Annotated in this window: 17 protein-coding genes; 7 read left to right on the top strand and 10 right to left on the bottom strand. The window is 73.2% G+C overall.

The genetic code is table 11. The features are described from left to right. The first annotated feature begins 15 nt into the window (after positions 1-15). The gene (locus J4709_RS46535; RefSeq protein WP_208251914.1) at positions 16-225 is read left to right on the top strand and encodes a DUF4287 domain-containing protein; all 210 of its coding nucleotides are present in this window, start codon (positions 16-18) and stop codon (positions 223-225) included. A gap of 48 nt (positions 226-273) precedes the next feature. After that, positions 274-2,469, top strand: a complete 2,196-nt coding sequence (locus J4709_RS46540) for a DUF4132 domain-containing protein (protein ID WP_208251915.1) — start codon at positions 274-276, stop codon at positions 2,467-2,469. A gap of 15 nt (positions 2,470-2,484) precedes the next feature. Here the strand turns inward: J4709_RS46540 and lepB are convergent, their stop codons facing one another. The 6 genes from lepB to J4709_RS46570 form a co-directional block, all read right to left on the bottom strand. Further along, a complete protein-coding gene (lepB, locus tag J4709_RS46545) occupies positions 2,485-3,012 on the bottom strand; it encodes a signal peptidase I (protein WP_208251916.1) in 528 nt (175 codons plus the stop codon). Positions 3,013-3,091: 79 nt separating this feature from the next. Beyond that, entirely contained in the window at positions 3,092-3,856 is a 765-nt protein-coding gene (locus J4709_RS46550; RefSeq protein ID WP_208251917.1) for a glucose 1-dehydrogenase, read from the bottom strand. Positions 3,857-3,983: 127 nt separating this feature from the next. Further along, positions 3,984-4,595 carry a GTP-binding protein gene (locus J4709_RS46555; RefSeq protein ID WP_208251918.1) on the bottom strand — a complete coding sequence of 204 codons (612 nt, stop codon included), beginning with the start codon at positions 4,593-4,595 and terminating at the stop codon, positions 3,984-3,986. Then, positions 4,576-4,944 carry a DUF742 domain-containing protein gene (locus J4709_RS46560; protein WP_208251919.1) on the bottom strand — a complete coding sequence of 123 codons (369 nt, stop codon included), beginning with the start codon at positions 4,942-4,944 and terminating at the stop codon, positions 4,576-4,578. Before J4709_RS46560 ends, J4709_RS46555 begins: the two co-directional genes overlap by 20 nt. A 7-nt stretch (positions 4,945-4,951) precedes the next feature. Continuing rightward, a complete protein-coding gene (locus J4709_RS46565; RefSeq protein ID WP_232385098.1) occupies positions 4,952-5,353 on the bottom strand; it encodes a roadblock/LC7 domain-containing protein in 402 nt (133 codons plus the stop codon). A gap of 11 nt (positions 5,354-5,364) precedes the next feature. Next, positions 5,365-7,992, bottom strand: a complete 2,628-nt coding sequence (locus J4709_RS46570) for a sensor histidine kinase (protein ID WP_208251921.1) — start codon at positions 7,990-7,992, stop codon at positions 5,365-5,367. 231 nt (positions 7,993-8,223) lie between these two features. On the opposite strand from J4709_RS46570, the gene J4709_RS46575 reads away from it, so the two are divergent. Both J4709_RS46575 and J4709_RS46580 read left to right on the top strand, forming a co-directional pair. After that, positions 8,224-8,625, top strand: a complete 402-nt coding sequence (locus J4709_RS46575) for a roadblock/LC7 domain-containing protein (RefSeq protein WP_173098152.1) — start codon at positions 8,224-8,226, stop codon at positions 8,623-8,625. Between the two features lie 158 nt (positions 8,626-8,783). Next, positions 8,784-10,583 (top strand): alkyl/aryl-sulfatase, encoded by a 1,800-nt coding sequence (locus J4709_RS46580; protein ID WP_208251959.1) that lies wholly within the window; start codon positions 8,784-8,786, stop codon positions 10,581-10,583. A gap of 16 nt (positions 10,584-10,599) precedes the next feature. On the opposite strand, the gene J4709_RS46585 is transcribed toward J4709_RS46580, so the two are convergent. The 3 genes from J4709_RS46585 to J4709_RS46595 all read right to left on the bottom strand — a co-directional run bounded on the left by J4709_RS46585 (position 10,600) and on the right by J4709_RS46595 (position 13,846). Further along, a complete protein-coding gene (locus tag J4709_RS46585) occupies positions 10,600-11,694 on the bottom strand; it encodes a hypothetical protein (RefSeq protein WP_208251922.1) in 1,095 nt (364 codons plus the stop codon). 171 nt (positions 11,695-11,865) lie between these two features. Then, complete coding sequence (locus J4709_RS46590; protein ID WP_208251923.1) at positions 11,866-13,170, bottom strand: coiled-coil domain-containing protein; 1,305 nt, start codon at positions 13,168-13,170, stop codon at positions 11,866-11,868. A 112-nt stretch (positions 13,171-13,282) separates the two neighbouring features. Then, positions 13,283-13,846: a hypothetical protein gene (locus J4709_RS46595; RefSeq protein WP_208251924.1), complete on the bottom strand. Its 564-nt coding sequence runs from the start codon at positions 13,844-13,846 to the stop codon at positions 13,283-13,285. Positions 13,847-14,040: 194 nt separating this feature from the next. On the opposite strand from J4709_RS46595, the gene J4709_RS46600 reads away from it, so the two are divergent. The 3 genes from J4709_RS46600 to J4709_RS46610 are packed head-to-tail and all read left to right on the top strand — an operon-like array spanning position 14,041 to position 16,745. After that, positions 14,041-14,997 carry a lytic polysaccharide monooxygenase auxiliary activity family 9 protein gene (locus J4709_RS46600; RefSeq protein WP_208251925.1) on the top strand — a complete coding sequence of 319 codons (957 nt, stop codon included), beginning with the start codon at positions 14,041-14,043 and terminating at the stop codon, positions 14,995-14,997. 17 nt (positions 14,998-15,014) lie between these two features. Continuing rightward, positions 15,015-16,181, top strand: a complete 1,167-nt coding sequence (locus J4709_RS46605) for an acyl-CoA dehydrogenase family protein (protein ID WP_208251926.1) — start codon at positions 15,015-15,017, stop codon at positions 16,179-16,181. An 18-nt stretch (positions 16,182-16,199) separates the two neighbouring features. Continuing rightward, on the top strand, positions 16,200-16,745 hold the full coding sequence (locus J4709_RS46610; RefSeq protein WP_208251927.1) for a TetR/AcrR family transcriptional regulator: 546 nt from the start codon (positions 16,200-16,202) through the stop codon (positions 16,743-16,745). On the opposite strand, the gene J4709_RS46615 is transcribed toward J4709_RS46610, so the two are convergent. Further along, positions 16,746-20,354, bottom strand: a complete 3,609-nt coding sequence (locus J4709_RS46615) for a WD40 repeat domain-containing serine/threonine-protein kinase (RefSeq protein ID WP_208251928.1) — start codon at positions 20,352-20,354, stop codon at positions 16,746-16,748. Between the last annotated feature and the right edge of the window lie 547 nt (positions 20,355-20,901).

Consider the following 20,901-nt stretch of genomic DNA (forward strand, 5'->3'; position numbering starts at 1 on the left):
AACGGAACGCAGGACATGACCGCACCGGCCAAGGGCAACCCCGCCAGCTACTTTCCCGCGATCGAGAAGAAGTACGGCCGCCCCGTCCAGGAGTGGATCGACCTCATCGGCTCCTCGCCCCTGACCAAGCACATGGAACTCGTCGGCTGGCTCAAGACCGAGCACGGCCTCGGGCATGGCCACGCCAACGCTCTGGTCGCCCACACCCTCGCCAACAGGGCATAGCGGCGCTTCGACGTCGTTCGTCGGTGGGCGGCTCTAGGGTGTGGCGGCATGGACGATCCCCCCGCCATTCCTGCCTTTCTCGTCGATCCGCCGTGGGCCAAGGCCGCGGAGAGCGACACCGCGCCCGTCGTCGTGCCGGGGCTGACGCCCCCGGAACCGGGGCCGCTCGCCTGGGAGGAGGGCGAGCAGGAGAGGTGGATCGAGAAGGCCAGCCTGATGGTGTTCGTGCACCGCGCGGACGACGATCCGTTCTGGGACGGCGCGCGGGAGCGGTTCCTGTCAGGGGAGCCCGAATTCACCTATCAGGCGAGAGAACTGGTGCACGGGCCCGAGCGGGTGTTCGCCGATCTGCTCCCGCTGTTCCTGGAGCGGGCCGAGGAGCCGTCGTGGCAGAGCATCAAGCTGCACGACCTCGGTGAGTACGAGCTCCAGCCGCTCGTGGGGCGCTACGGCATGCAGGTGCGGGACCTGGTGCTGCGGGCCGCCAAGCGGCGGCCCGTCGACTGCGGCGAGGCGCTGCTCCCCTACCTCGACGTCGAGGTCGCGCGGCTGATGGCGGACTGGTTCGTCCGGCTCAAGTCCGCCAAGGAGATCGGTCACAAGTGGCTGCTGCGGCACGGCGCGAACGCCGTCCCGTATCTCGTGCCGGACGCGCTCGGCAAGCGGCGCGCGGCGCGCGACAAGGCCGCGGCCGGGCTCCGGCTGATCGCGCAGGAGCTCGGACGGGACGCGGTCGCCGAGGCCGCCGCCGTCCACGGCGAGCGGGCCGCCGCGGCGGTGGCGGCGCTGGCCGGCGCCGGCGTCCCGGCCGTGCCGGTGAAGGCGCCGAAGATCCCGAACTGGCTGGACGTGGCGGCGCTGCCGCGTCCGGCGACGGCGGCGGGCGAGCTGGACGACACCGCGGCCGGCAACCTCGTCGGGGTCCTGATGCTGGCGGAGGAGCCGCCGCTGCCCGGGCGGGACGCGCTCCGGGCGGCGTGCACGGGGCTGCCGGAGTTCGCCTGGGCGGTCTTCGAGGCGTGGCGGGCGGCGGGCGAGCCGAACGGGCACGCCTGGGTGCTGACCCAGCTCGGCGAGCTGGGCGACGACGGGACGGTCCTGCGGGCGGCGCCGCTCGTGCGGGAGTGGGGCGCGGCGCGCAAGTTCGTGAAGGCCGGCCGGGTGGTCGAGGACGTGCTGGCGCGGATCGGCACCGACGCGGCCCTCACCCAGCTGAACCTCATGACGCGCCGGTCGTTCCCCGGCGGGTCGCGCGACGACGCGCGGCTGGCGCTGCTGGACGCGGCGCGGCGGCGCGGCCTCACCGAGGGGCAGCTCGCCGACCGGCTCGTGCCGGGCCTCGGCCTGGACGCGGACGGGACCCTCACCCTCGACTACGGCCCGCGGCGGTTCGTCGTCGGCTTCGACGAGCAGCTCAGGCCGTTCGTGACGGACGAGGACGGCAGACGCCGCAAGACACTCCCCAAGCCGGGTGTGAAGGACGATCCGGATCTGGCGCCGGCCGCCCACCGCGCCTTCACCGCGCTGAAGAAGGACGTCCGTGCCGTCGCCGCCGACCAGATCGTCCGGCTGGAGACGGCGATGGTCACGGGCCGCCGCTGGACGGCCGGGGAGTTCCGGACGTTCGTGGTGGCGCACCCGCTGCTGCGGCATCTGGCGCGGCGGCTGGTCTGGACGGCGGGCGCGGACGCGTTCCGGATCGCCGAGGACGGCTCGTTCGCCGGTGCCGACGACGCCGCGTACGTTCTGCCGGAGGACGCGTCGGTCGGCGTCGCGCACCCGCTGCACCTCGACGTCCCGGCCTGGTCGGAGGTGTTCGCCGATTACGAGATCCTGCAGCCGTTCCCGCAGCTCGCGCGTCCGGTGGCGGAGCTGGAGGAGGGGGAGCGCGGCGGCCGGCGGCTGGCGCGCCTCGAAGGCGGCAGGGTCCCGTTCGGTGCGGTGCTCGGGCTGGCGGGGCGGGGCTGGGAGCGGGCCTTCCCGCTGGACAGCGGGGTCGAGCCGGGCATCTACCGGTCCGCCGGCGAGAAGCTCCACATCGCCGTCGAGCTCGATCCGGGGCTCGTGGCGGGCGCTCCGGACAGCGCTCCCGAGCAGACGATCCGGCGCGTGCAGGTCGTCACCGACCTCTACTCCTGGTGGTGGGACGACCGGTACGCCGAGGACCCGGACGCGCCGTGCCTCGGCGACCTCGACCCGGTGCTCGTCTCCGAGGTGCTGGTCGACCTCGCCGCGCCGCGCTAGCCCCGGCTCGCCGCGCTACTTGAGGACGGCGACGCCGATGACGGCCTTCGCCGGCACCGTCCCGTGGCCGTCCTCGCCCTGGTGGGACCGGGAGTCCGCGGAGGACTCCCGGTTGTCGCCCATGACCCAGAGCCGGCCTTCGGGCACGATGACCTGCCCGAAGGCCGTCTCGGGGGTGCCGGGCGCGAGGTAGGGCTCGGGCAGCGCGGCGCCGTTCAGCAGCACCCGGTGGTCGGGCGAGCAGCAGGCGACCCGGTCGCCCGGGATCGCCACGACCCGCTTGACCTGCGGCCTGCCGCTCCCGCCGGTCCACGCCGGCTGGGTGAAGACGACGACGTCGCCGCGCTTCGGCCGGTAGTCGCCCGGATCGACCGGGCGCGCGTCGAAGGTCCCGCCCGCGTGGATGGTCGGTTCCATGGCCACGCTCGGGTCGCTGTACCGGTGGTATCCGTGCACCGCGGAACCCACCGCGCCCGAACCCGCCGCGCCGCAGCCCGCCACCAGCCAGGGAACCGCCGCCAGCGCGATCATCCGCCTCCGCATGGCGGCACATGCTACTGACGGAACCTCCGCACGCATGCCGAAAAGCCCGAATCGTTCCTCGCTTGCAGGGGCCGGTCCGTCAGCCGGCGGACATCCCGCAGTCGACCGCGATCGACTGGCCGGTGATGTGCCGGGACGCGTCGGAGCACAGGAACGCGAACGTCTCCGCGACGTCCGCCGGGTCGATCAGCACGCCGGTCGGGTGCAGCCCGGCCGCCTGCTCCTCGGTGAACATGCCGCCCTGGATCGCCTGGTCGAGCAGCGCCGTCCGGACGACCCCGGGGCAGACCGCGTTGATCCGGATGCCCTGCTTCACGTACTCGATCGCGGCGGTGCGGGTCATGGAGATGACGCCGCCCTTGGTCGCCGAGTAGTCCGAGATGCCGAGCGGCAGGCCCACCAGCCCGGCGACGGACGCCATGTTGACGATCGTCCCGCCGCCCTGCGCGAGCATCTGCCGGATCTCGTACTTCATCGACAGGAAGACGCCCTTGAGGTTCACCGCGACGAGCTTGTCCCACGCCTCCTCGGTGACCTCGTGCAGCGCCGAGCCCTGCTCCTCGATGCCCGCGTTGTTGACGGCGCAGTCGAGCCGGCCGTAGGCGCCCACCGTCGCGGCGACCGCCGCCTCGACGTCCGCCGCGGACGTGATGTCGGCCCGGACGAAGATCGCCTCGCCGCCGTCCCGCTCGATCGCGGCGACGGTCTCCTTGCCGCCCTCCTCGTTGACGTCGGCGACCACGACCTTCGCGCCGCGCGCGGCGAACAGCCGCGCCGTCGCGGCACCGATGCCCTGCGCGGCTCCGGTGATCAGCGCGGACCGGCCTTCGAGCACTTCACTCATATCGCTCTCCTTCTCAACGGGGGGATCCCGGGCGGCGGCTCGCCGCCCGTCCGGGACGCGCGGCAGGACGGGCCCGGCCGCGCGTGCTCTGCCAGGGGCGGCCCGGGGCTGCTCAGGGGCGGGCCGCTCAGGGGCGGGCCGCGGCCTGGGCCAGGACGTGCTCGACCACGGTGATCAGCACCCGCTTCGCCGACTCCCGGTCGCGCACGTCGCACATCAGCAGCGGGACGCGCTCCTCCAGGTCCAGCGCGATGCGGACGTCCTCGGGGTCCTTGCGCTCGGCGCCGTCGAAGCAGTTCACCGCGACCACGAAGGGGGTGCGGCGGTCCTCGAAGTAGTCGACCGCGGCGAAGCTGTCGCCGAGGCGCCGCACGTCGGCGAGCACCACCGCGCCGAGCGCGCCGAGCGCCAGCTCGTCCCACATGAACCAGAACCGCTGCTGGCCGGGCGTGCCGAACAGGTACAGCACGAGGTCGTCCGGCAGCGTGATGCGGCCGAAGTCCATCGCCACGGTCGTGCTGGTCTTCCCGTCGACGCCGCTGATGTCGTCGACGCCGACGCTGCGGTCGGTGAGGACCTCCTCGGTGCGCAGCGGCCGGATCTCGCTGATCGAGCCGACCATGGTGGTCTTGCCGACCCCGAAACCGCCCGCGACGAGGATCTTCGCGGCGACCAGCCGGCCGCCGCCGGACGCCGCGGCCGGGGCGCCGGCGGCCGCGTCAGAGTGCACGTAGTCCATTCAGCAGCTTCCTTAGTACGAGCTCGTCAGGGACGTCGCCGGTGCTGGTCGGGCGCAGCGCCCTGAGCAGGTTCTCCTCGCGCAGGTCGTCGACCAGGACGCGGACGACCCCGACGGGCAGGTCCACCTCCGAGGCCAGGTCGGCGAAGGTGATCGGCCGGCGGCACAGCGCCAGCAGGGTGCGGTGCTCGGGGTCGAGCCGCATCCGCCGCGACACCGGGACACCGGTCGCCTCCAGGACGGAGATCAGGTCGAGGCCGTCGTTGCGGAGCCGGGTCCGGCCCCGGGTGAGGGTGTAGGGCCGGACGACCGGCCCCGCGTCGCCGTCGAGCCAGCGGTCGTTGCTCACCGGGGTCTCACCTCGGGCCCGTGCCCGACAGGCGGGCGACCGCCGGCGGCCGCTCCGCGAGCCGCTCGGCGAGGTCGGCCATCTCGTAGGCGATCGCGCCGGCGTCCGCGTGCGGCTGGGCCACCAGGGCGAGGCACGTGTGCTCCCCGGCGGGCACCATGAACACCAGGAACGTGTCCATCTCGATGAACGTCTGCAGCAGCTCCCCGCCGCCGAACCGGCGGCACGCGCCGCGCGCGAGGCCCTGGACGCCCGCGACCAGCGCGGACAGGTGCTCGGAGCTCTCCCGGCCGAACCGGGTGGAGGCCGCCACCAGGAGGCCGTCGTTGGACAGGACGACCGCGCCGCGCACCGGACCCGCGCGCAGCACCATGTCGTCGAGCAGCCGTTGCAGTTCCCGCTCCGTCATCGGTGCCGGACTCATCGGTTCCCTTCACCGTCCTCGGGTCTCCCGGGCTGGCCGGGCGCGGACGACTCGCCCCGGCCGCGCCGCCATCCGCTCTGCATCGATGTCATGACCGAACGGGCCCGCTCCGGCGAGCGGCCGGTGCCGCGTCCCGGCGGGCGCTGCTCGCCGCTGTCCCGGCTGGACGGGGGCGCGTCGCGCAGCTGCGGCGCGAGGTTGGCGCGGCGGACGCGGCGCGGCATGCCGGCGTGGCTGCCGCCGGGGTGGCCGGCGCCGGGCTGGGCGCCCGGCTGCTGCGGCGCGGGCCCGGCGGGCGGGCCGCCCGCGGGCCCCGACGGGGCGGGCGGCGGCACGGACGGGGGTCCGGTCAGCGGCACGGACGGCGGCGGGGCGCCCGGCGTCGCGCCGAGCGGGTCCTCGGCGGACACGATCCGGTGCCGTCCGGTGGAGTCGTCCGCGTGGCCCGGCAGGTCCCGCCCGGTGACGGGCAGCGGACCGGTTCCCGTGACGGGCAGAGGCCCGGTTCCGGTGACGGGCAGCGGGCCGGTCCCGGAGGTCGGCAGCGGACCGGTTCCGGTGGCCGGCATCGGGCCGGTTCCGGTGACCGGCAGGGGGCCCGTCCCGCCCGGCGCCGGGTGGCCCGGGTCGCGCGGCCCGGGGTGGGCGCCCGCCATCGCGGGGGCGTTCGCCGGGGCGTTCGCGGCGGCGTGCTCCTCGGCGCGCGAGTCCGCGGCGCCGCCCTGCCCGATCCGGTCCGCCGGCACCACGAGGGAGTGCGGCAGCAGCACGATCGTCTTGATGCCGCCGTAGGCGTTCGGCTCCAGCACGACCCGGATCCCGTGCCGGTACGCCAGGCTGGTGACCACGAACAGGCCGAGCTGGTCGCCGTCGGCCAGGTCGAACTCCGGCGGCCGGGCGAGCCGGTGGTTGATCGCCGCGAGCTTCTCCGGCGCCATGCCGAGGCCGCGGTCCTGGATCTCCACCACGAAGCCCTGCCCGACGAGCCCGGCGTCGACCTCGACCGGCGTGTTCGGCGGCGAGAAGACGGCGGCGTTCTCGATCAGCTCGGCCATCAGGTGGATGACGTCCGCGACGGCGGCGCCGACGATCCCCTCCTGCGCGGAGGTCACCACGTCGACGCGGGAGTAGTCCTCGATCTCGCCGACGGCGCCGCGCAGCACGTCGACGATCCCGACGGGGTGCCGCCAGCCGCGGCCCGGCGCGGCGCCGGACAGGATGACCAGGCCCTCGGCCTGTCGCCGCATGCGGGTGGTGAGGTGGTCGATCGCGAACAGGTCGGCCAGCGCCTCCGGGTCGGACGCCTTGCGCTCCAGCGTGTCGAGCATCGCCAGCTGGCGGTGCAGCAGCGACTGGTTGCGCCGGGCCATGTTCTGGAACACCTGGTTGACGGCCTTGCGCAGGTCGGCCTGCCCGACGGCCGCGACGACCGCGGTGCGCTGGACGCTGGAGAACGCGTCCGCGACGTTCGCCACCTCGGCCGTCTTGCCGAGCCTCAGCGGCGGCGCCTCGGCCGCCACGTCGACCTCGTCGCCGCGGCTGAGCCGGCCGACCAGGCCCGGCAGCCGCTCCTCCGCCAGCGAGCGGGCGGCGCTCTGCAGGCCGAGCAGGTCGCGGCCGATGCGGCGGGCGAACCGGATCACCAGGACGAGGGTCAGCAGGACCGCGACGAGGCCGAGGCCGCCGACGAGGGCGAGCCGCCACAGCGTCCGGTCCGAGGTCTTCTTGGCGTCGCCGGCCAGCACGGTCCGGGACTTGAGCAGCGCGCCGTCCAGCGCGCCGATGAACCCCTTCGACTCCTGCTCCCAGACGGCGGGCGAGAGCGTCAGCCGGCCCTTGGGTCCGGCCGCGAGGATGCGGTCCTCCACGCTGGTGAAGGTGGTGGCGGGCGGGGAGCCGAGCGCCTGCCGGAAGGGGGCGCCGTTGGCGGGGGTGAAGTCGGAGAGGCTCGTCGTCTGCAGGTAGCGCCGCTCGTACACCAGCTGGTTGATCGCGGCGTACTCGGCGGGGCTCATCTTGCCGCCGCCGACGAGCACGCCGCCGACGAGCGTCGCCTCCCGGCCGCTCAGCTCGATGGCCCGCGACATGCCGGTCAGGTGGTACGCCTGCTGGTAGCCGTTGTCGGCGACCAGCAGGTAGATGAACCGGAAGTGGGACTCGATGATGTCGTTGTAGGCGTTGAACGCGTCGAGCTTGTTCAGCGCGCCGGAGTCGACCTCGTCGCGGACCTTCCCGATGGTGTTGAGCTTGCCGATCAGCACCGACAGCCGCTGCTTCATCTGCCCGGTCATCGTGTCGCGGAACCTGCCGGACTTGGCGGCCTGGTTCATCTGGACGATCGTGCCGTCGACCTTCTTGCGGACGGCGTCCAGCGAGGTGCGGGGCAGCCGCCCGCGGCCCGCGAGCCACACCACCGACTCCTGGCGCTCCTGCGCCACCGTCACCAGCATCGGCTGCACCGCGTTGCCGTAGACCTCGTTGGCGGTGTCGATGTTGCGCTGGTGGAGCGCCTCGGACGCGGTGCTCTGGGCGGCGAAGCCCCACAGCGTGATCAGGGAGACGACCGGGACGACGAGCATGCCGTACAGCGATAGCCGGAACGAGCGCCGGCGAGGGGTCCTCACTTGCCGAAACGGTGGTGAGCGGGGCGGACACAGCTGATCTGGTCGTTCATGTTCGTCTCTCTCAAGCTTCGATGTCGGGCTGGTCGGGACGAGGTCCGTGACACCTTAGCCAGGAACTTGATCATGTGCGGTGGTTTCGGGTCTTATTTCACACTCTGGCGGTATTGGCTGAGCGGGACCGCCGGCGGATGGCACGATGTCACCTCGTTTACCGTCCGGAGGAGAAGCCACATGACAGTGCGCGACGCGTCGACCGATCGGCTGGACTGGCTGATCGACGGGTTCGTCAAGCGCGTGCCCCAGGTGACCAGGGCCGTCGTGCAGTCGGCGGACGGCCTGCTCATCGGCGCCTCGTCCGGCATGACCTCCGACGACGCGGACCACCTGTCCGCGCTCGCGGCCGGCCTGCAGAGCCTCGCGCGGGGCGCCCGGCTCCAGTTCGGCGCGAACGAGGTGCATCAGACGATCATCGAGATGAGCGACGCCTTCCTGTTCGTCACCGCGGCGGGCGAGGGCGCGTCGCTGACGGTGCTGAGCACCGCCGACGTCGACCCCGCCCAGATCAGCTACGAGATGGCCCTGCTGGTCAACCAGGTCGGCGAGCACCTCTCGTCCCGCCCCCGCCTGCACTGACCCGGCACCCTCCGACCCAGGCCGCCGGGTCGGCGGGGCGTTCGCGCGGTCTCCGAGGTTCACGGGCTTTTGGTGCGTCTCTGGCGCTGAGGTGATCAGCGCCGGGGAAGTGCACCGATACCCGACGAACCCTGATTCGAGGAGAGATCGTGAACGCCATGCCGTCGCTGGAGGACCGGGCCGATTTCGAGAACGCGGACAAGGGGTTCGTCGGCACGGCGTCGCAGCCGGAGATCAAGGACGGGTCGGGCCGGGTCGTGTGGGACCTGGACGCCTACGGCTTCCTCGACGCCGACTGCCCCGGCACCGCGAACCCGAGCCTGTGGCGGCAGTCGCAGCTCACCGCCAAGCACGGCCTCTACCAGGTCGCGGACGGCGTCTACCAGGTGCGCGGCTTCGACCTGTCGAACATCTCGTTCATCGAGGCCGACACCGGCGTCATCGTCGTCGACCCGCTGCTGTCGGTCGAATGCGCGGCGGCGGCGCTGGCGCTGTACCGGGAGCACCGCGGGGACCGTCCGGTGACCGCGGTGATCTACACCCATTCGCACGCCGACCACTTCGGCGGCGTCCGCGGCGTGGTGCCGGAGGGCGCGCGGATCCCGATCATCGCGCCGGCCGGGTTCCTGGAGCACGCCGTCGCCGAGAACGTCTACGCCGGCACCGCGATGAACCGGCGCGCGATCTTCATGTACGGGGCGATGCTGCCCCGCGACGCCACCGGGCAGATCGGCGCCGGGCTCGGCCCGACGACGTCCACCGGCACGATCTCGCTGATCGAGCCGAACCTGTCGGTCACCGAGACCGGGCAGGAGGAGGTGCTCGACGGCGTCCGGATCGTGTTCCAGCTGACGCCCGGCACCGAGGCGCCCGCGGAGATGAACTTCCACATCCCCGGACGGCGCGTCCTGTGCATGGCCGAGAACGCCACCCACAACCTGCACAACGTGCTGACGCTGCGCGGCGCGGTCGTCCGGGACCCGCGCGTGTGGGCGCACTACCTGACCGAGGCGATCGAGATGTTCGCCGCCGACTCCGACGTGCTGTTCGCCTCGCACCACTGGCCGACGTGGGGCACCCGCGAACTGACCGGGTTCCTGTCGCAGCAGCGGGACCTGTACGCCTACATCCACGACCAGACGCTGCGGATGCTGAACCAGGGCTACACCGGCACCGAGATCGCCGAGCGGATCCAGATGCCGCCCGCGCTGGAACGGGCCTGGCACACCCACGGCTACTACGGCTCGGTCTCCCACAACGTCAAGGCCGTCTACCAGCGGTACATGGGATGGTTCGACGGCAACCCCGCCCACCTGTGGGAACTGCCGCCCGAGGAGTCGGCGAAGAAGCACGTCGAGTTCATGGGCGGCGCGCGGAGCATCATCCCCAAGGCGCGGGCCGCGTTCGAGGACGGCGAGACGCGCTGGGCCGCGCAGGTCCTCAACTACGTCGTGTTCGCCGACCCGTCCGACACCGAGGCCCGCGAACTCCTCGCCCAGGTCTACGACGCCCTCGGGCACGGCAGCGAGAACGGCACCTGGCGCAACTTCTACCTCCAGGGCGCCGCCGAACTGCGCGGCCACAAGCCGACGAACGCCCTCGACACCTCGTCCGCGGACGTCCTCATGGCGCTCAGCGTCGAGCAGGTCTTCGACTCGCTGGCGATCCGCGTCGACGGCCCCCGCGCCTGGGAGACCCGGCTGACCATCGACTGCAACTTCACCGACCTCAAGGACGAGGTCCGGCTCAGCCTCGCCAACGGCGTCCTCACCCAGACCCGCGCGCACGACGGCACCGCCGCCGACCTCACACTGACGATGACCAAGCCGCAGCTGCTCCGGCTGGCCTCGACCGGGGACCTCGGCGACGTCCAGGCCGACGGCGACCGCCAGGCCCTCGCCACCCTCTTCGGCCTCCTGGACGACCCCGACCGCGACTTCGACATCGTCACGCCCTGACGCGCGGCCTTCGGGATCAGCGCGGGGGCCGGACGGCCTTGCTGATGATCTCGGCGATGTTGTAGCCGACGAGGCTCGCCACGTCGGCCAGCCCGGGGGTGCTGAGGATCGTGTTGGCCTGGCCGGCGTCGAGGCTGTGGTGCCAGCGCGTGTCGGCCTTGGGCTTGTCGTCGCTCCAGTAGGCCCGGGCGTGCTTCACGAACTCCTCGGCGTCCGCCCGCGCGCTCTCTGAGAGCCGTCCGATGGACTCGTTGATCTGGTCGATGCCCACGTACGGGACGAAGGAGCTCCAGTTGCCGCCGGCGTCGTGGAGCCGGGAGTTGTCGGGCTTGGCGTCCAGCGGCAGGTGCAGGAACGCGGCCAGGCGCTCCAGCGCGACCTCCCGGTCCGCCATGTAGTCCTCGTAGCGGACGACCATGTTCGGCAGCCCGTGCCCGTTGACGGTGCGGAGGGTGTCGACGTAGATGTCCCGCCAGATGTTGGCGCCCTGCCACAGCTGCTGACCGGTCCGGTGCTGGTGGCTGAACGCGAACGCGATCGGGTTCCGCGCCGTGATCACCACCTTCAGCTCCGCACGGTCGCCCGAGGCGGCGGGGGCTGCGGCGCGCTGCGCGAGGGCGCGCCGCAGCCAGCCGACGTACTTGCTGCCGTCGATGACCGCGGAGGCGCCCAGGGAGCGGGCGAGCCGGCCGTGCATGCCGAGGATGTCGTCGTAGGACGCGCTGTCCCGGAAGGCGTCGGTGAAGTGCGGGCAGCGCCTGCCGAGCAGGTCGCAGGGCCCGCAGCCGCGCCCGTACTCGTCGTCGCCGCTGAGCCCGGGGAGCTTGGTGTAGTTGTTCAGCTCGCCGACGTAGTGGGCCTTCGGGATCCGGGTGGTCATGTCGCGCCCGATCAGCGTCGAGCCCGAGAACGGGGTGCCGACGATGAAGACCGACGCCGGGGACCGGTCCTGCGCCTTCGGGAGTTTCGACCGGAGGCTCGTGAACCTTCCGGCGGGAACCTCTCGCGTCTCAGCGTCCATGTTCACGTCCACGGTGATGATGCAGGCGATCGCGGAGTCGCCCGTCCAGGGGTGGTGGTGCCGGGGCGGTGTCCGGAGCGGGGCCGGCACCGAGCGTGCCACCGGGTCCGGGTGGCCTTCCGTCCGGGATCACGGGATCGTCGCAGGTCACCTGCCGGACGAGAGGGTCACACCGGCGCCAGTTTCGCATATTTCGGGCGGCTGTGCCGCCCGCCGCCCGGACCAAGATCGTCGTTGGCCGGATCCGGCATCCGCGGCGGGTCAGTGATCGCCGTTCACGGCGGTCGGGGCGTGCTCGGCCCGCGCCGGCGGGAGGCGGTGCAGGATCGAGACGGTGCCGTCCGGCGGGCGGTGGTCGGGGGCGCCGTCCGGCGGGCGCGGGACGGCCGCGACGTTCTGCGCGTCGCCGGCCTGCTGCCGGCGGGTGATGAACTGGTCGATCCGCCAGCGGGCGCGCTCGGCCTCGCTGCGGGCGGCGTCCCGCTCGGCGATCAGCATCGCGGCCCGGGCCCGCAGCTCCTCGATGAGGCGGGCCTGCTCGTCCAGCTCGGCCTGCTGCTCGCCGAGCGACGCGCGGGTCTGGTCGAGGCGCTCGTGCGCGGAGCGCGTGCTCTCCAGCGCGCGGTCGCGCTGAAGGAGGGCGTCCTGGATCTGCTCGCGGGCGTCGCGGGCGTGCTGCTCGGTCTGGACGCGGGCGGCGTGCTCCGCGCGCGCTTCGCCGCGGGCCTGGTGCGCGTCCTGGAGGGCGCGGGCGCGTTCGGTGGAGACCTCCTCCAGCCGCAGCCGCTGCTGCCTCAGCTCGGCGGTCACCGTCGCGGCCTGCTCGCGGGCGGCCTTTTCGGCGCCCTGCGCGGTGACGAGGTCGGCGCGCAGCCGCTTGACCTCCTCCAGCGACGCCTGGAGCGTCCGGCTCAGCTCGGAGATCTGCTCGCCCTGCCGGGCCCGGTCGGCGCGGGCGGCGGCGAGCGCCGCGTTGACCTCCTCGGCGGTGCGGGCGAGCTGCTCGAAGCGGCGGACCGCCTGGTCGCGGCCGGCGGCGGCCTCGCTGAACCGGCCGCGCAGGTCCGCGGCGAGCGCCTCGGCCTCGTCGGCGCGGCGGCGCTGGGCGTCGGCGGCGGCGAGGGCCTCCTCGGCGCGGGTCCGCGCGGCGTCGGCCGTCCGGTGCGCCTCGGCCTCGACCGCCGCGGTCTCGGCGCGGAGCTGCGCCATCCGCGCCTCGACGCCGGCGACGGTGAGCTCGCCGTCCAGGGCGCCGGTGAGCAGGGCGGCCGTCGACTCCAGGCGTTCGACGAGGTCCCATGCGCGGGCGACGTGGCCGCCGAGGCCGGGCGCGGCGAGGCCGCGTTCGCGCTGCTCGGCGGCCGCCGCCTCGCACGCCGAGGGGCCGGGGCCGGTGACGCAGAACCGGCGGGGCGGCTGGCCCGGCGCCTGCGGGACGGGCCGCCGGCAGAACCCGCACGGCCGCGCGGCGGGCTGCATGGCGTGCGCGGGCGGGTGCTGCCGGACGGCGGGCGCGCGGTCGGCGTCGGCGCCCGGTGTGCTCTCGATGACGACCTCCAAGGACATGGGCCACTGGGCGGAGAACGGGGAATGGCGACGACGGTAGCCGCACGGCGCTTAGCACCGCGTCAGCAATGGCTCAACATTCCCTTAAGGACTCCGGGAATGGTGCGGCCGTTCAGTATTCGTAGACCTGGACGATCGTGGGGTGGTCGTTCCACGAGGCGATGACGGTGGAGCCGTGCGCGCCGTCGGTCAGTTCGACGCGAATCCAGGTCGTCTGCCGCCACACCTTCGTCTGGAAACCGTTGTCGGGCGCCGCCGACACCAGTTCCGCCGAACGCGGCGTGACCGCCAGGACGACCCGTCCGCACCGGACGTTGTAGGTGCGCCTCTTGCCGGCGAGCGCATCGGGTGCCATGCCGGGAGACGGGGGCTTGCGCGCCCGGGCCCGCTGGGACGGCCGCTTCGCCGAGGAGCGCGCGGGGGTGGGCCGTCCGGACGGCGCCGTGTCGGAGGCCGAGGTCGGCGGGGCCGGCGGGCGCCGTGTCGCCACCGGGATGCCGGCGGCGAGGTCGGGCGAGGCGAGCACGGTGCCGCGCAGGGCGTCGCCGACGCCCGCCCAGCTGACCGTGACGCTGGACGCGGTGACCGCGCCCCACACCAGCGCGAATTTGATCGACACCTTCATGCGCCGCATTTCTTCGACCCCGTTCTCGAACCGCCGCCGCGGAACAGGCATCGGACAACGATCCGAAGGCCGCCGGGAACGCTAACGGCATAATGGCGGGCGGCGCAAGCCGGCGGCCGTGCGCGTATCCGAGGGCGTTAAAGGTCGCCGATGCATCGCTTAAGAGCTTCTGAAGGACGTTCCGGGGCGCCCTTTCCGCAATTACTCTCTCGATCTCGCCGATGGCGTCCTCAGATGGGAGTCCGATGAACACCCGTGCCGCGCTGCTCAGACGCGCCTCGACCGCCACCGCCGCCGGGGCCGCCGCCCTGGCGGCGGTCGCCCTGACCGCGTCCCCCGCGCTCGCCCACGGCTCGATGCGGACGCCGGTGAGCCGCGTCCTCACCTGCTACCAGGAGAACCCCGAATCGCCCAGGACGGCGGCGTGCAAGGCGGCCGTCTCGGCGAGCGGGAAGCAGGCGTTCTACGACTGGAACGGCGTGCGGATCGGCGACGTGGCGGGCCGCCACCGCCAGCGCATCCCGAACGGGAAGCTGTGCAGCGCGGGCCAGGCGGCCTTCCGCGGCCTGGACCTGCCGCGCGCCGACTGGCCTGCGACGAGCCTGAAGTCGGGCGTGGCGTACACGTTCCGCTACCAGGTGACGGCCGTCCACCGGGGCCGGTTCCAGCTGTACATCACGAAGAACGGCTACGACCCGCGCAAGCCGCTGAAGTGGTCGGATCTGGAGAGCAAGCCGTTCCTGACCAAGAGCGACCCGACGATCAAGGACGGCGCGTACCAGCTGCCCGGCCGGGTCCCGGCGGGGAAGAAGGGCCGGCACCTGATCTACGCGATCTGGCAGCGCAGCGACAGCCCGGAGGCGTTCTACTCCTGCTCGGACGTGGTGTTCAGCGGGAAGGGCACCGTCGCGGCCCCGCCGAAGCCGAAGGCGTCGCCGACGCGGAAGGCCGCGGCCGCGTCGAAGCCGGCGGCGCCCAGGCTGCCGATCCCGACGGCGCCGCTCACCGGGCACGAGCACCAGCACGGCGGCGCGCCGGCCGGGGCCGTCAACGCCCGGCCCGCGGCGCAGACCTCGTCCGACGCCCCCGGGACCATCACCGGGACCGTGCTGATGACCGGCACCGCCGGGCTGGCCCTGGGCGGGATCGCGGGGCTGCTGCTGACCGGCCGCCGCCCCCGCCGCCCGCGTCGCCATACCTGAGGGTATGGTTCCGTACCATGGAGTACGGAGACGAGATCGTCCGCCGCGTCCGGGAGCTCGCGCCCGCCCTCGCCGAGCGCGCGCGGGAGACCGAGGACGCGCGGCGCCTGCCCGACCGGACCATCGAGGACCTCGCCGCCACCGGACTGTTCGGCATGCTCGTGCCGAAGCGGTTCGGCGGCGGCGAGCTCGGGTTCGCGCCGATGGCGGCGGCGTGCCGCGCGGCCGGCGCCGCCTGCGCGTCCACCGGCTGGCTGTCGGTCATCTACACGCTGCACAACTGGATGGTGGCGCTGTTCCCCGAGCGGGCGCAGGAGGAGGTCTGGGCCGACCGGCCGTACGGGCTGATCCCCTGCGTGCTCGCGCCGACCGGCACCGCCGAGCCGGTGGACGGCGGGCACCGGGTGACCGGCCGCTGGTCGTGGGGCAGCGGCGCCATGCACGCCGACCACGCGATGGTCATGGGCCTCGTCACCACCGACGGCGCGATCGAGCCGCGGCTGTTCCTGCTGCCGCGCGCGGACGTGACCGTCCACGACGTCTGGCACACCAGCGGGATGCGCGGAACCGGCAGCAACGACATCGAGGTCGCGGACGCCTTCGTCCCGGCGCACCGGTCGGTGCCGCTGACGGCGCTGACCGAGGGGCGCTCGCCCGGCTCGCACGTCCACCCGGCGCCGCTGTACCGGACCCCGCTCGTCCCGGTGTTCGCGCTGACCGCCGCGGCGCCCGTCCTCGGCGCCGCGGAGGGCGTGCTCGCGCTGTTCGCCGAGCGGATGCGGAGCCGGCGGATGTCCTACAGCGGCGAGCGGCAGCGCGACCTGATGAGCGGCCAGATCCGGCTCGCCACCGCCACCGCGGACCTGGCGGCGGCGCGGCTGCTGCTCGAGGACGCGCTGCGCGAGGTCGCCGAGGCCACCGTCCGGGGCGACGCCGCCGACCTGCACCGCCGCGCCCGCACCCGGCTGGTCTCCGCGCACGTCGCCGCCACCGCCCGCCGCGTCGTCAACGAGCTGTGCGGCGCGGCAGGCGCCAGCACCCAGTTCGCGGACTCGCCGTTCCAACGGGCGCAGCGCGATGTGAATACGATCAGCGGCCATGTGGTCTTCGACCCCGACGCGGCGTACGCGCTGTACGGCAGGATCGAGCTGGGCATGGACCCGGGACCGGTCGTGCTGGTGTAGCGGAGTGCAGGGAGCGCGATGACGGCCCGGACGAGGATGGCCAGGCGGGACTGGGTGGAGGCCGGCTACCAGGAGCTGGCCCGCACCGGCGAGCGCGGTGTCGCGATCACCTCGCTCGCCGCCCGGCTGGGCGTCACCAAGGGCAGCTTCTACTGGCACTTCAAGGACCGCGGCGAGCTGATGCGGGCGCTGCTCGACCGGTGGGCGCACGAGCGGACCGACGAGATGCTGGGCCTCGCGCTCGGCAGCACCGGCGACCCGCGCGAGCGGCTGCGCCGCATCCAGGCGCTCGGCCGCGAGATCGCGCCGGTCGACCGGGCGATGCGGCTGTGGGCGCAGCACGACCCGGCGGCCGAGGAGGCCGTCCGGCACGCCGACCGGGCGCTGCTCGGGCACATCGCCGGGTGCCTGGAGGGCCTCGGGTTCGGCGCGGACGACGCGCGGCTGCGGGCGCTGCTGATGCTGCGCGCGTGGGTCGGCGGCTACCTCGTCCCGGCCCCGCCGTCCGGGGAGGCGGGCGCCGACCCCGGCGAGCGCATGCTGGAGATCCTCACCGGCCCCTGATCAGCAGGTCTTCTCGTACGGGATGTCCGGCACGTACTGCTTCCATTCGGTCCGCGACAGCGCCCCGACCCGCTTGCAGAGGCCGGCCTTGAGCAGGTCCGGCGCGACGGTGTGCGTGACGAGCTTCCCGTCGTCGCCGCTCACGCTGTAGAGCCGGGTGCCGTCGGAGCTGAACGCCAGCGACTCGATCGTCGCGTCGATCGACGACGAGGTGTGGCCGGTGAGCGGCAGCCCGAGCCGCCGCTGCCCCCGCACGTCCCACAGGTCGATCTTGCCCTGCCTGTCCGCGGTGGCGAGCAGGCGGCCGTCCGGCGAGAGCGCCGCGATCGGCGTCTTGCCGTCCGGCGTCGCCACCGGCGTGCCGATCTGCTTGAGCGTCCGGACGTTCCAGAACGACATCGACCGCCGGTCGGAGCGGTCCTGCACGGTGACGAGCGTCCCCTGCCGGTCGGCGGCCTGCGCGGTCGTGGCCAGCGGGTTCGGCGGCGCGAGCACCTTCCCGGAGGGGAACGCGACCACGCCGAGGTCGTTGGCGGACACGACGCTCTTCCCGTCCGCACTCCAGACGATCTTCATGTTCGGCGAGCCGTCCGACTCGCCGGTCCGCTGCGCCGCCTGCGCCCGCCCGAGCGGCCGCCCGGACGAGGCGTCCCAGAACCGCAGCAGGCTCCTGCGCGGCTGGTCCTGGTTCGCGGGCGTCGCCGGGCCGCCGAGCGTGAGCGTGGCGATCGCCTTGCCGTCCGGCGAGAACGACGGCAGCGGACGCGACGACGGCATCGGCGGCGGCCCGAGGTCGATGGTGGTCCGCCTCGTGCGCGACCGCACGTCCCAGATCTCGACCGTCCGGTCCTTGCGGATCAGCGCGAGCAGCCGCCCGTCGCGCGACAGCGCCATCCGGTCGGCGTCGTAGCCCGCCGAATAGGTGATCGGGAGGGTGGTGCGGCGGGCCGCCTTCGCGGTGTCCCAGATCTGGACGGCGTTGGCGGGCGCCGGGTCCGCGGTGGCCAGCGTCGTCCCGTCCCCGCTGATCGCCGAGTCGCCGTACGGCCGCGCCACCTGCACCGGCCGGACGAACACCGACACGTCGATCGACACGACGCGCCCCTCGGAGTCCATGCAGCGCAGGCTCCGCCCGTCCGCGCTGAACCGGGTGTCGCTGCACATGTCGTCCGGCTTGTAGAACAGGTAGGGCGGCTCGGACGTGCCGGGTTCGGTGCTCCACAGCGCCATGCCGGACGCGATGAACGCGCCGTCCGGGCTGAAGGCGAAGTCATTGTCGAGGGTGTCGGCGCCCTTCGGCCGCTTCAGCCGCGTGCGCAGCTCACCGGTCTTGGCGTCCACCACCGTGATCTCGTTGTCAGAGCCCGCGACCTCGGTGGCCGCGAAGAACCGGCCGTCCGGACTGAACCCGATCTTCGCCGTCTCCGCGAGGTTCCGGACCTGCTCGGGCACCTTGATCCGCTTGAACGTCGCCAGGTCCCGCGCGACGAGCCGCCAGTGGCCGCCCTCCTTCACCACCCCGACCAGGGACCTCTCGTCCGGCGAGAAGATCGGGCCGGAGATGCTGAAGCTCTCCTTCGCGGTGAACCGCACCTGCCCGGAGGCCGTGTCGAGGATCTTGACGGTCCCGTGGTGCGTCGTGACGAGCCGCGCCCCGCTCGGGCTGAACCACAGCCCGTCCCCCATCGCGTGCTTGAACGGCAGCGGCGTCCGGACCCCCGTCCGCGTGTCCGCCATGGACAGCGTCCCGTCCCCCTGCAACATCAGCAGCCGGCCGCCGTCCAAGGTCAGGCCCGTGCCGACCACCGCCGCGCCCGGAACCTGCAGCGTCAGCGCCTTCCGCGTATCCGCATTGCCCAGGATGACGGTGTTGCCCTTGAACCACGTGTACGGTCCGGCCTTGTCCGGGCTCAGCGTGTTCCAGTCGGTGCCCGCGCCCGCCGGCCGGAACATCCCCTGCTCCCACTGCTCGGTCAACGTGAGCAGCGCGTCCCGCGTCTCGAACGTGTCACCGCCCAGCGCCGACGCGGCGACCGCGAGCCGCCGCGCCAGCGCCGGATCCGTCCGCCGCAGCTGCACGGCCCGCGTCGCGAGCTGCCGCCCGACCGCCGAGTCCCGCTGCCGCGCCACCGTCGCGTTCGTCAACCGCAGGCTGCGGCTCTGCACCGCGACCGCCGCCCCCGCCCCCAACGCCACGACCAGCAGCACCGCCAACGTCACCGTCACCGCCGTCCGCGTCCGCGCACGATCACGCGTCTGCCGCACCGACGCGTCCAGGAACGCCCGCTCCACCAGGTTCAACGTGAGCTGCCGCCGCCCGACCGATGCCCACGCCATCGCCCCGTCCAGCGCCGACCCCTGATGCAGGTCCGCCTGCTTGCGCCCGTTCGCGTTCCACAACCGCGCCGCGCCCGCCAGCGACTGGTGCGCCGCCAGCCCGTCGCTCTCCGCCCGCACCCACTCCGCGAGCCGCGGCCAGGCACGCAGCAGCGCGGGCGTCGCGATCGAGATCGTCACCCCGTCCCGCCTGAGCAGCCCGGCGCCGCAGAACCCGTCCAGCACCTCCTGCAACGCGCGCTCGCCCGACACCCCGTCCACGAGATCGCCCGCCGGCACCGGACGCAGCGCGCCCTGCGCGTCCGCCGGCGCCGCCACCATCCGCAGCAGCACCCGCGGCACCACCTGCTGCGCCTCCCCGCCGAGCCCCGCGTACACCTGCTCCGCGACGTCCCCGAGCGGCGGCCGCAACGTCACCGACGGCCGCTCCCCCTGCGCCGCCGCCCGCGTCCCCGCCTCCAGCGCGTCCCCGCCCACCCCGCTGAGCAGCCCGTCCAGCAGTTGCTGTGCGCTGGGCCGCGCCTCGGGGTCCTGGCTGAGCGCCGCCTCGACGAGCCCCCGCAACGGCTCCGCCAGCACGTCCGTCTTCGGTCGCACGTTCAAGATCTGATGGTGCAGGCTCGCCATCGTGTCGCCGTCGAACGGCGCCTTCCCCGCCGCCGCGTACAGCACCACCGCCGCCCACGCCCACACGTCCACCGCCGGCGTGGCCCGCTTCCCCTGGAACAGCTCCGGCGCCATCCACCGCGGCGTCCCCTTGAGCGCCCCCGTCGCACTGCGCGACATCTCGTCCGTCTTGGCGATCCCGAAGTCGATCACCCGCGGCCCGTCCGGCCCCAGCAGCACGTTCGCGGGCTTCAGGTCCCGATGAACGATCCCGGCCCGATGAATGGACGCCAGCGCCGTGGCGATCCCGATCGCCAGCCGATGCAGTTCGTCCGCCCCGTAAGCCCCCCGTTCGGCGACCCACCCCGCCAGATCGGGCCCCGGCACATACTCGCTGACAACGTAGGGCGGCACATGGTCGAGGTCCGCCGCAATGATCTTCGCCGTGCAGAACGACGCGACCCGCTGCAGCGTCGCGACCTCCTTGCGCAACCCGTCCCGCACCGCCTCATTGACGGTCTCCGCATGCAGCGCCTTGACGGCGACCCGGCGCCCTTCGGCGTCGTACCCCTCGTAAACGACCCCCTGGCCACCGGCGCCCAACCGCCCCGCCAGCCAATACCCACCCAGCTGCCGCAGGTCACCGACCAAAAGCGGACCGGACATGCAGGCGCTCCTCCACGACCACGGACGCCGCCCCACCCACCAACGCCCTCAGAACGCCCAAGCATATACAGACACCCATGTCCTTTTGGACGAACTGTGACACACCCCATCCCCAACACCGTCACCCCTCCGGAAACGAGAGCACCCGCCCATCGCCCAACTCCAACGTCCAGCGCCCCTCACCACCGCCCCTCAAGGCGAGATGCCAACCATTGGAGAAAACGATCCGGTGGTCACCACTATCAAAGATCACCCACGACAAAGGCCGCGTAGAGACCAACATAGAAAGCTCCTCCGCCGAGAAGCTTTCAATCCCCCGAACAGGATTATCTCCACCCCGCGGCCCCACCGTCTGCGATACAACCCCCGCAAACTCCAAACAGGCACCATTAGACAGCCGCAAAGAGAACCCGGCCTCCGCCCCAACCTCCAGAACCCGGCTGTCCCGAGCCCGAAGAGCCCTTCGCCCCTCGCCCCAAACAAACTCCACGCGCCACACTCCAGTCCAAATTCACCACTGCCTCGGCGACAGATGCCCCCACCGCAC

This window comes from Actinomadura violacea, assembly GCF_017573465.1.
GTDB classification, from domain to species: Bacteria; Actinomycetota; Actinomycetes; order Streptosporangiales; family Streptosporangiaceae; genus Spirillospora; species Spirillospora violacea.